Below are 11,764 nucleotides of genomic sequence, written 5' to 3'. Positions count from 1 at the left end.
GTTCGTCCTGAGCCAGGATCAAACTCTCCGAAGAAATGTTTGACTTGCTCATTTGCTTTTTTTAATAGTGTGTGCTCACTTTAAAAAACGTTGGCGCTTTGTTTTGTTCAGTTTTCAAAGAGCAATCATCGCAATCGCCTCACTCGGCGGCTTGCTTATTCATCATACCACACTGCTGATTAGTTGTCAACTTCTGCGAAGTTTTTAACTTATTTTAAATCGCTGTGTTTCTCAGCGACCATTTCATCTTATCATTTTCACAGTAAGAAGTCAACAGTTATTTTTTCTTTCAGTAATCTACCAAAAGCTGATGAAATTTTGATTTGTTTTTCCTGGTGCTTATTTATATTAATCCTATTTCACTTTAAAGTCAACGGATTTTTTAAGATAAATATTATAAAGAAAATCTATAGTATGATGAATTTTTATCTTGCGACAGACTGTGCCGATTCAAAACCGAAAGGAATTGATCAACGGACCCAGCCTTCAGGGATTACACAAGGAAGGACGCATCGCCGGATTCATGCGGACCTCACTCAAGAATCCAGCGCGCTATTCAAGTTGACTTCATAAATGTAGCTATGCTAGTATATAACCAAGTATTATAATCGGAATAGTTTTATTTATAGTTTTTTGCACGGAGTTTCACAAAACGTCGTTTAAGGAGGATGGGAATATGAGAGCTGCAAAGGTAATATCAGGTGCGGAACATTTTTTCTTTCCAGGCAATTCTATAGGCATCCTAATTTGCCATGGTTTTAACGGGACACCACAAAGCGTAAGGTATTTAGGCGAAAGCTTAGCGGCCAGGGGATTCACGGTCTTCGCCCCTCGTCTGGCCGGTCATGGAACGAACGAGACGGAAATGGAAACGAGCCATTACCAGCAATGGACGGAAGGTGTTGCAGCGGCTTATGCAAAATTAAGGAAAACCTGCACTAATGTATTCGCCATCGGGCAATCAATGGGGGGTGCTCTTGTCCTCGATTTGGCAGCTAAATTCGCTTGTGATGGAGTTCTTACGATTAATGCCGCTCTCGAAGTTCCTGAATATGAAAAATATCGCAACCAATCAACCCCACGCTTCATTCCTGAAGGCAAACCTGACATAAAAGCCGATAATGTGGATGAAATCGTTTATGACAAGGTTCCAACAAAAGCGATTAATCAATTGCTTGAAATCATGCAGCATACCTGTTTACAACTTCAAAAGATCACATGTCCGCTCATGCTCTTCCACTCCCCTGAGGATCACGTTGTACCAGATCGTTGCTCCCACCAAATATATGAAACTGTCATGTCAGAAGATAAAGAAATGGTTTCCCTTCATAATTCATATCACGTGGCTTCTTTGGATCATGATAAAGATTACATCATCGAACAGTCTCACCGATTCATTCTAAAGCAAATCAAGCAGGCAAACAGCGATCCACTGACCTCCTTAACCATATAAAATGGTTTACACATGAACTCCACGGGTATATATACGATATAACGAAAAAGGAGGTAACATGATGAGCGGCTTATCAGACAAAATAAAAGGTACCGTAAATAAGGTAAAAGGTGAAACAAAAGACCAGGTCGGAAACGCGAAAAATGATCCTCACTTACAAACAGAAGGCAAAATCGATAAATTAAAAGGCAACCTCCAGGAAGGTCTAGGCAAATTAAAAAATAATAAATGATATTTTTGCTTTAGATAAACGCGAACACATCGTGTGCATAAAAAAAGGCGGCAGATAATTTGCCGCCTTTTCGTATGTTCAATTAGCCTGGATGACAACCACACACATATCATCAGGTTGATCTTGCTGCATTCCCGGGGACATCACAAAATCAATCGGAGCCGTTTCCTTACATTCCAGCCACCTCGTCGAGACAGCCTGCTGTATTTGATCCAATCCTTCCGTCCCTTCCCCGTCTATGGCCTCCATCACTCCATCCGTAAAGAGCAGGATCTGAATCCTCTCTTCATAATGAATGATCGATTTCTCAATTTTCATTTCGGTAAAGAAACCGACCGGACATGTTCCTTTTGAAAGCGAGGTCGCCGTACCATCATCCATAAGCGCAAAGCCTGGCGGATGTCCAGCATTGACATACTCCACTGTTTTTTTCTCCGTATCAATGATCAAATAAATTGCGGTAAAGTAATAATGCACTTGGTTATCTTCTTTATTGAGCGTGTTCATCCAGCGATTCATTTCGCTTATGACCGCTACCGGATCGGAATGGGTCCTGATCGCATCCCTTAAGACGGAAGAGATGAACATACAAACAAGCGAAGAGGATATTCCATGCCCCATCATATCCAAAAGGATGATCCCATATCGATTTTCATCGATCCGATGCCAATAATACATATCCCCTGCCAATTTATTTGCAGGTAAGTATGAAGCTCTGATGGTTAAGTGATCATTAATAATCGGTTCACTTAACAAGCTGCTTTGGACCTGCATGGAAAGATCCAATTCATTGCGTATCTTTTCGTCCTGCATCTTGTGCCAATCTTTTTCATATTTTAGCCTTAATCCTACGCGGATCCTTGCAAGCAAATCTATTTTATTAATAGGCTTCATAATATAATCGATTCCGCCCACATCAAGTGCCTCGGCCACCTTATTTGAATCTTCTAGAGCGGTGACGAAAATTACGGGTATATCTTTAAGGTGAGGAATGCTTTGCAATTTTCTGCATGCCTCTATCCCATCGATGTCCGGCATCATGATATCAAGCAGGATTATATCAACGGAAGTCTCTTTAGGTTGCGGACTATCCACCTGTAAATATTCAAACATCTCAACAGCTGAAGTTAATGATAGAAAATCCGTATAGCCAGCCCGTTTTAGAATTTTTTCTATAACGAAAAGGTTAACCTGGTTATCATCTACGATTAAAATCGTCATTCTTTCATTCCCCTTTTGGCTTATATCGAGCGGCAATATTTTTCCTTTATCATCTGGATCGTTACATAAATAAAGCTCCCATTTTCCGGGATGTTTCTATTCCATTATAACGAAGTTCAGACTCATTTAATAATAATAATAAGCAATGATGGCAATTACACCTGCAGACTAACTGATTACATATACCCCATCTCTTCGTGCCATAAACATGAAAAGCGAAAGAAAACAAAAAAAATGAAGAGCCCGCATGGGAACGGACCCTTCATTATAACTTTCGATAAATCCGTTCCTTCGAGTCAAAGTCCTCGTAAACTTCCGAAAAGGAGGATGTATGGAGCGTTTCCTTGCTGCCAACCGCAAGGAACCCATCTTTACATAGACTGTCATAAAACAACTGATTTACATAAGTTTGCAATTCACTGGTAAAGTAAATCATCACATTCCTGCACATGATGATATGAAATTCATTGAATGAACCATCTGTAACCAAGTTATGCTGGAAAAACTCAATGTTTTTCAGAAGCGTTGGATCAAGATAGGCATATTGATAATCGGTTGTATAATACTCCGAAAATTCTTGGTTACCGCCAGCATACAAATAGTTTTTCGTATAAGATTGCATGCGATTTAAGGGCAATATCCCTTTTTCAGCATGCCGGAGGACGTCTTCGTTCATATCAGTGGCATAAATCCTTGCCTTATCATAAAGACCTTCTTCCTTAAGGATGATGGCCATGGAAAATGCCTCCTCGCCAGTCGAGCAACCAGCATGCCAAATTCTGATTTCCGGAAGGTTTTTCAGGAGCGGGACGATGTTCAATCGGAAAGCTTTAAAGAAATCGGGATCGCGGAACATTTCAGTAACATTTATCGAAAAATCTTTCAACAGCTTCTCGACATATCCCTTTTCATATAAAACCATTTCAATCAATCCGCTTATCCTCCGGACATGGTCAAGCCTCATTCGATTTTCAACTCTTCGTTTTATGGAAGATCGCATGTATTTCCGAAAATCAAAGCCGGAAACGGAATAGATGGCTTGCAACAATAATTCGATTTCTATATCTTCTCGTTCTTCAATCGTTAAAGTATCCTTCATGCAAAACCTTCCTTACCTTTACTATCAATCAATTAGTTAGCCAAACCCTTAAAACCGATAATAGCTGATCTAATTTTAATGGCTTGCTGACATAATCGGAGGCTCCTGCCTTCAGGCATTTTTCCCTATCGCCCTTCATCGCTTTAGCCGTCAGCGCTATGATCGGAAGGTTTTCGAACTGATTCTGCTTGCGAATCCTTGTCATCGTCTCATAACCGTCCATGCCCGGCATCATGATATCCATCAATATCGCATCTATATTATTTCCTTTTTCAAGAATATCCAAACATTCATAGCCGTTTTCAGCTACAAGGATTTCCATTCCCTCATGCTTAAGGGCATTTTTAAGCGCAAATATATTTCTGTGGTCATCATCGACGACCAGGACGGTTTTATTGCAGAACGGCTTGGAATTATCTTGGTTATCTTCGCCCATCACTTCCGCTTCCGGTTCTTCTTGGCCGACAATCGCGGAGACAGATTCCTCATGGGTGGCTGCTGCCACTTCCGGGGAAGCAGCTATCGCTTCACCGACATTTTTAAAGCCCTCTGGCATGCTCGGGATGAAGAACGTGAAGGTACTGCCTTTGCCTTCCTCGCTATCGACGACGACCCAGCCGCCTAGAAGCTTAGCGAACTCACGGCAAATGGATAGCCCTAATCCTGTACCGCCATATTTCCTCATAGTAGCTCCATCGCCTTGCTGGAACGCATCAAAAATGATTTTCTGCTTCTCTTTAGAAATCCCGATGCCCGTGTCGGTCACCTTGATTTGGACCCAATTGTTTGCCCCTTTAGTTTGTATCCATTGCGCTACATTTTCTTCATCCGCTTTTTTGATTTGGACGGAAACCGAGCCTTTTTCGGTGAATTTAAATGCATTGGACAGCAGATTTTTCAAGATTTGCTGGAAGCGCTGCTCATCTGTAAAGAAAATATCAGGGACATTTTTATCTTTTTCTATTATAAAGTCGATGTTCTTTTTCTTCGCTACATGATCAAAGTTACGGTGCAATAATTCGGGAAGCTCACTCATGTTCATTTCGTCGAATACCACTTCCAGCTTTCCAACTTCCACCTTGGATAAATCCAAAATATCATTGATCAACGTCAGTAAGTCCTGACCTGAAGAATTAATGACACGAGCGAACTCCTGCTGCTCTTCATTCAACTTACTATCATTCGGATCGGAAAGCATTTCCGATAGTATCAAAATACTATTGAGAGGTGTCCGCAATTCATGGGACATATTGGCCATGAACTCTGATTTATATTTAGAGCTTAGCTTCAATTCCTCCGCTTGCTTTTCAAGGTTCAGCTTCGCAACCTGTAGCTCTTTTGACTTCTCTTCCGTTTCACGGTTTCTCTCTTCCAATTGCTCATTGATCATCCGGAGCTCTTCAGCCTGTGTTTGCAGCTCCTCTGATTGGGCCTGCATTTCTTCTGACTGTGATTGCAATTCTTCCGATTGAGCCTGTAATTCTTCCGTCTGTGCCTGTGATTCCTTCAATAAGCGCTCGATTTCCATTCGGCCCTCGACATTATTAATCGTGATGCCCAATGTATCAAGGACATTGTTGAGGAAGTCTTTTTGCATCTTGGTAAAGGCCTCCAAGCTAGCCAGTTCCACCATTGCCACAACTTCACCCTCGAAAAGGACCGGAGCAATGACAATGCTTTTCGGACTGACTTCGCCCAGTCCTGTCGTTACCAACTGAAAATCCTCAGGGATATCTTCAATGACTTTCGATTGTTTTTCAAGGGCACACTGCCCAATCAAGCCCTCTCCCAAGCGGAATTCACGTCGTCCTGAGTCTTTGCCATCTCCCGCAAAGCTGGCAAGCTTCACGAAACGCATATCGGAACCATCACCCCGCTTGACATAAAAAGCTCCGATCGAAGCGCCCATCATCGGGGCAAGCCTTGTAATGAACCGATCACCGAGAACCTCGACATCGACTATGCGCTGATACATGGTCGCGATATCGGCAACACGGGTTTGGATCCAGTTCTGCTCACTGATTTTTTCCGTGAAATCCTTCTCTTTTCGATTATAAACTTCAAGCGATTCCGCCATATCATTGAAGGAACGGGCAATATCGCCGATCTCATCCTTGGTTTTCACCGGAACCCGCGGCACTACAGATAAATCCTTGAAGTTGATATTTTTAATGACCTTCGTGATCGATTGCAAATCTTTTGACGTGCTGCGAATCATCCAAGCCATCGTAATCGCAATAACCAAAATGCTAAGAATAACCGCAAAGATGATGAAACCGATCATATCTTCGTAGGTTTGTTTCGAATTCCTTAAGGTTTCCTTCATGACACCTTCTTGATAATCCTTGAATTCGTCCATCGTCCGGATGACTTTCGTCCGTTTTTCCTTTTGATCATTCATCAAGCTTGAAAGATTATCGGCAGAATTTCCTGATTGTATTTTTTGCAGGATTTCTGCTTCCGTTACCGAGTATGATGCATATTGCGTTTCAAACTCTTTCAATAGCTGCTTTGCCCTCACCTTGTTTAACGTACCAGATAGTTTGGCAACCTTCGATTCAATCAAACTATGATTATCATTGATGATTTCAAGGCTTTCTGCTCTTTCCTCTTTATTGGCATCATTGGCCGCGAACAATATTTCTCGATCCGATCTTGAAAACAGCTGCCGGATTTCCATCGAGGCTTGAACTTTTTCATAGCGATTTTCGACTATTTCGGTCATGCTGCTCTTTAAATTGTTAAGCGTAAGCATCATGAAAGTTAGTAATATCGCCAAGAAAAGCAAAATTAAACCGAACCCGAGCATTTGCTTCTTCTTAAAACCCATTTTTCCGCCCACCTTCAATACTTAATTATGTCCAGCCATTAATAAATGGCATTTAAAGATAAATCCTGACCCCATTATCAGTAATACTTTTTGGAGAAAATTAATTATATGCTTTTCAATTAAAAAAATGATAAATAGGTAGATTCATTGCCTATTTTCCATTTTAACATTTCCGAAGCGAAAAAGGTTACCTACATAATTATTTTACATAAATTCCTTTTCCATTTTAGCGCCCCTGTGCCTTTTAAGTTTGAAACGCAGAAAAAAAACCGAAAGTATGCACCTTCGGTTTTTACTGTGCTGCTTATTGAATTTTCTTGGCTTCAACATATAATACATGGTGACCATCCATTTCTTTTACGGTAAACTCACAGCCGGCGTATTCCATTTTATCACCGACTGCAATTTCAAACCTTCCAGTCAGGACCCAACCCCCAAGTGTATCGATATCTTCCTCAGGTAAATCTATCGCAAGCGTATCATTGACATCCTCGATCAAGGTTTTCGCATCGAAAACATAATGGCCATCATTGATTTTTTGAATGAGCGGACGTTCGTCCTGATCGAATTCATCACGGATTTCGCCAACGATTTCTTCAAGAATATCTTCAACTGTAACAAGACCTGCCGTTCCGCCATACTCATCAGTCAAAACCGCCATATGAATCCGTTCCTTCTGCATTTTAAGCAGCAGATCATGAATAGCAATCGTTTCAAGCACACGGATGATCGGCGTTACAAATGAATCAACCGTCAACGCCGATACATTCTCTTCTGTTATCGTTGCCGTATATAAACGTTTGATATTGACCATGCCGATGACATTATCCTTATCACCATCTATGACAGGGTACCTCGTATACTGCTCCTCTTGAATCAGCTCGACTACTTCCAATAGCGGCATGCCCTTTTCAATAACGGTCATTTCCGTACGAGGAACCATGATCTCATTCGCTATACGTTCATCGAATTCGAATATCTGATTGACATATTTGTATTCGGATTGATTGATTTCACCGCTTTTATAGCTTTCCGATAAAATGATGCGAAGCTCTTCTTCCGAATGGGCCATTTCCGACTCAGAAGCTGGCTTTAATCCGAATATGCCTGTCAAAAGACGGGCAGAACCATTCAGCAACCATATGAAGGGATATAAAATACGGTAAAAAAGGATTAATGGTTTAGCAAAAAGCAGGGTAACTTGCTCCGCCTTTTGAATCGCTACGGTTTTTGGCGCCAATTCTCCGACGACAACATGAAGAAAAGTCACTGAACCAAAAGCGATTATGAAAGAGACGATATGACCTATGGATTCCTCAAGTCCCCATTTCGTGAACAAAGGCTTTAGAATTGCCTCTACGGTAGGCTCCCCCAACACCCCTAATCCTAAAGCCGTTACGGTGATTCCCAATTGGCAGGCTGATAAATACTCATCGATATGGGTTGTTACTTTCTTGGCTGCCAGGGCACTTCTATGCCTCTCTTCGATCAGTTGATTGATGCGGGAACTTCTGACTTTAACGATGGCAAATTCCGACGCCACGAAAAATGCGGTCAATGCTATTAATACAGCTACTGCTAATAATTTTATAAATATCTCCAATATGTGCGGGCTGACCATGCAAGTCACCGATCCTTCGAACAGAAGGAATGGACATGCACGGTATAATCCCAAGCACCTCCTGTATAAATGGTTAGTTTCATTACTGCATGCACCAAAACCATTTAGCCTATATCGTTATCATGCACCTTTGCGCACTAAACTATAGGGGATAAATTTCAATCATCCCAGCAAAATCAATAATGATTGGATTAAGGCCATGCTTTCATGGGAAATCTGTTTTTTCAAAAGAAGCTCATTTTTTTCGTCCTTCTTGATCATGGTAATGACTTCTTGAAGTTCCTCGTTCAAGCCATCCATTTTGCTTTTAAGCTTCAGGCTTGTTTCTTCAATCGCCGATGCCGCTTCCGTGTCTTGTTTGAACAATTCCTTTATATCTTCCAATGATAGGTTTTTTCTTTTATAACGCTCAATCAGGCGAAGCCTTTCCAGTTCACCAATCGAATAATACCGGTAATTGGAAGCGGAACGTTCCGCTTTAAGCAAACCTAAGTTCGTATAATAATCAACGGTTCGTTTCGTAACGTTCGCCATTTCCGCCAACTCGCCAATTTTTAATGTCCCGTTCCCAATAGAACCCCTCCCAACCGCCACGTGATGGTTTAGGCATTTTTTTTAAAAAACATGCCCAAGCCACCCGCTGACCTTTTATTCTCTGCTTTAATCGTACATTATTTTACTTGAAATGAAAAATATTTTATTCGATAATCCGATTATTTTATTTCTGTTAATCCTTTACCCAAGAGGGAAACTAAAAAAACCGATTAATGGATAATCGGTTTTATCTATATATAGGCATGCTGCTTTATTTTTTTGTTTTCACGGAAAATTGTGTGCTCAATATTTTAGGACCGCATTGGCATAAGGAAGAATGCTTTAGTTTTTTTATTGGTGTCCCGCAAGTTTCACAGAGTTTAGCTATCATTTATACCGCCCCTCCTCATTTAAACTTGTTAATACATTTATTATAACACTTCCATCATTATAATCAATACTAAATTAAAATAATTACAAATAAAGCAATGCCAGTTGCTGACACATCTTGCAGCTTCACAATTGCTCGAAATAAGGATATGATGATTGCAACAAATCTTACCAGGAAAGTTGGTATTTCCATGACCGATGAAATCCGCTCCATCCCCCGTCCCTTGGTACGCACGAATCAATGGATCATCCTGTTAAGTGTCGGCGCTGCCTTGTTGACCGGACAAATGGGATTTTTACTGATTCCTTTAACTGCCGGACTTTTGGGGCTTTTCTTTGATTTCAATCCCTTTATGCGCCTAGCAAAACTCTTTTTGAAAAAGAAACCGTCAGAATATATTCCTGAAGAACATTCACAGCAGCAATTCAATCAGCTGATTGCTGTGGTTTGCTTAGGACTTGGATATGCTTCTTTCCTGCTTGGCTGGAACATCATCGGCTATCTATTCACCTTGTTGGTCGGAGTAGCCTCCTTCATAGCCATTCTTGGGTTTTGCATCGGCTGCTTTATCCTGTATCAATGGAAGCAATATACCTATAAAAGAACTCTTCGCTGAACCTGCACTTTCATCCTGCTGCGCTTATGGCTGTATTCCTTTTAATCCAATAAGAAGCAAGGGCTATCAACAAAATTAATACAGCTTGCGGCATAAGCGTTTCGACCGTTGGGAAAAGGCCAATGGCTTCAACGAACGGGAATGAGCTGATCGTACTTGTCGGCATCACTTGCGAAACCTGAAGCGAATGGATCGAGACGCCGAGTATTTTGAAAGCTAGTGCGTATATCAATATCGTTGCCACTTTAAAGAATACGGTCATCGGTAATTTCACACTGTAGCGCAGCATGATGAAACCAATCACGGCTAGGATGAGGAAGGCTAGCAAAATGCCGCTTAACAGCTGCTTCACTTCCATATAAGGGGCCATACCTGCATAAAAGATAATGGTCTCTGCACCCTCTCTGAAAATGGATAAAAAACTAATCAACGCGAAAGAGATGACGCTTCCCGTCGCAATGGCCTGGTTCATTTGCTTGTTGATATAGCGGTTCCATGCACGGACGTTCGATTTTCCATGAAGCCAAATGCCGATTGTCAGCATCATCAATACAGCCATTATTCCAGTGATCCCCTCAATATATTCCCTGCTTGACGCAGCGGTAATCTGAGAGAAAACGATGTTAATGATCACAGCCAGTATGGAACTGGCAACTAAGCCTGCCCCAACACCTGTCCAAATCCATTTTTGTTTGTCCGCTTGCCCGATTTTGTTCAAGAAAGATAATAATGTAGCTACAATCAAAAGCGCTTCCAATCCCTCCCGTAAAAGAATCAGGTCCGCATCCCATGTTGTATAACTTGTATCATCAATTAGCGGAAGTAACCTTTTGTTTAAATCGGATACGATCACCTTGGCTTCCTCCGCCTTTATATTCTTCGATTGCAAGAGGCTGATGGCAGTCGGGACTTTCGTTTCCATATCACTGTAAAGCTTGCTATCCCTTGTAGAGACTTCCCCTTCGACATTGGGCCAAATCGTTAAAATTTCATTTAACCGGTCAACTGCCGAATTCATGTCCTCTTTTTCAATATTTTTTACACTCCCTTGTAACAGCTGTGTTACATCCGCAAGGGAATAGGTTGTCTTCTTGCTTCCATTTTCAACTTTGCCAGCGAGGAAATCCTCCATTATCCCTCTTAATTCAGCTAAACTCTTTTTGGCCTTTTCCTGATCGGGCGGATCCTGTGTTATCGCGATCCGCACAAACGCCATTTTCGTTTCGATCTCACCATATGCAGCCACACTTTTTTCCCTGACCACAACCTCCGCGTCTGTCCACCGATTCAGCAGGTTAGCATATTGAACGTTAGCTTGAACAAAGTCCTTTGCCGTGATCGAAGCGTCCAATTCATCGATTAAAGGCAGAAGGGATTGCAGCCGTTCTTTATAATCTGTCTTGTCAACCGGGTTTTCGTTCGTGTCATAGATGACAAGCGCACTTGATAAAGCCGAGAGCCGCTTTTTGATGTCAGCTGTTGCGGCTTGATCCTTCAAGGCGCTTTTTACGGATTGCAGCTCTTTGCTCACTTTCTTCGCACCTTTGCTGTCCGTTTTGACCGTTTCCCATTCTCGCTCGAATGAATCGATGTTTTTCGATACTTGCTCAACTTCGCCTGCTTTTATCTTCATTAAACTATCACCAATATAGACAAAAAGCTGATCGTGATCTTCACCTGCCGAGACCAACCTGCCAGCAGGTAAAATCAATAAAAGACTGACGATGAAAACTACTGCCCCGCTTTTCCATTTGGAAACGTTCATAT

9 protein-coding genes are annotated in these 11,764 nt (G+C 41.6%); 3 read left to right on the top strand and 6 right to left on the bottom strand.

Annotated features, from left to right (window positions below; all coding sequences use genetic code 11):
* Nucleotides 1-676: 676 nt before the first annotated feature.
* On the top strand, nt 677-1,453 hold the full coding sequence (locus QNI08_RS21665) for an alpha/beta hydrolase (RefSeq protein WP_285769424.1): 777 nt from the start codon (nt 677-679) through the stop codon (nt 1,451-1,453).
* 58 nt (nt 1,454-1,511) lie between these two features.
* Nucleotides 1,512-1,685: a CsbD family protein gene (locus QNI08_RS21660; RefSeq protein ID WP_483313807.1), complete on the top strand. Its 174-nt coding sequence runs from the start codon at nt 1,512-1,514 to the stop codon at nt 1,683-1,685.
* A 78-nt stretch (nt 1,686-1,763) separates the two neighbouring features.
* Here the strand turns inward: QNI08_RS21660 and QNI08_RS21655 are convergent, their stop codons facing one another.
* The 5 genes from QNI08_RS21655 to QNI08_RS21635 form a co-directional block, all read right to left on the bottom strand.
* On the bottom strand, nt 1,764-2,906 hold the full coding sequence (locus tag QNI08_RS21655; RefSeq protein WP_285769423.1) for a PP2C family protein-serine/threonine phosphatase: 1,143 nt from the start codon (nt 2,904-2,906) through the stop codon (nt 1,764-1,766).
* A gap of 265 nt (nt 2,907-3,171) precedes the next feature.
* Nucleotides 3,172-4,005: a CheR family methyltransferase gene (locus QNI08_RS21650; RefSeq protein WP_285769422.1), complete on the bottom strand. Its 834-nt coding sequence runs from the start codon at nt 4,003-4,005 to the stop codon at nt 3,172-3,174.
* A 28-nt stretch (nt 4,006-4,033) separates the two neighbouring features.
* Nucleotides 4,034-6,835: a response regulator gene (locus tag QNI08_RS21645; RefSeq protein WP_285769421.1), complete on the bottom strand. Its 2,802-nt coding sequence runs from the start codon at nt 6,833-6,835 to the stop codon at nt 4,034-4,036.
* Between the two features lie 304 nt (nt 6,836-7,139).
* Nucleotides 7,140-8,456, bottom strand: coding sequence for a hemolysin family protein (locus QNI08_RS21640; RefSeq protein WP_483313808.1), 1,317 nt, complete (start codon nt 8,454-8,456; stop codon nt 7,140-7,142).
* A gap of 162 nt (nt 8,457-8,618) precedes the next feature.
* Nucleotides 8,619-9,050, bottom strand: a complete 432-nt coding sequence (locus QNI08_RS21635; RefSeq protein WP_285769420.1) for a MerR family transcriptional regulator — start codon at nt 9,048-9,050, stop codon at nt 8,619-8,621.
* Between the two features lie 521 nt (nt 9,051-9,571).
* Between QNI08_RS21635 and QNI08_RS21630 the strand changes: the two genes are divergently transcribed.
* Nucleotides 9,572-9,997 (top strand): DUF4395 domain-containing protein, encoded by a 426-nt coding sequence (locus tag QNI08_RS21630; protein ID WP_285769419.1) that lies wholly within the window; start codon nt 9,572-9,574, stop codon nt 9,995-9,997.
* Nucleotides 9,998-10,007: 10 nt separating this feature from the next.
* Here the strand turns inward: QNI08_RS21630 and QNI08_RS21625 are convergent, their stop codons facing one another.
* Nucleotides 10,008-11,762: an FTR1 family iron permease gene (locus tag QNI08_RS21625; protein ID WP_285769418.1), complete on the bottom strand. Its 1,755-nt coding sequence runs from the start codon at nt 11,760-11,762 to the stop codon at nt 10,008-10,010.
* Nucleotides 11,763-11,764 lie beyond the last annotated feature (2 nt).

Origin of the sequence: Peribacillus folii (assembly GCF_030271255.1) — a bacterium.
GTDB lineage: Bacteria > Bacillota > Bacilli > Bacillales > DSM-1321 > Peribacillus.
Note: the sequence above shows the minus strand (reverse complement) of the source record. Positions and strands in the feature narration are given on the sequence as shown.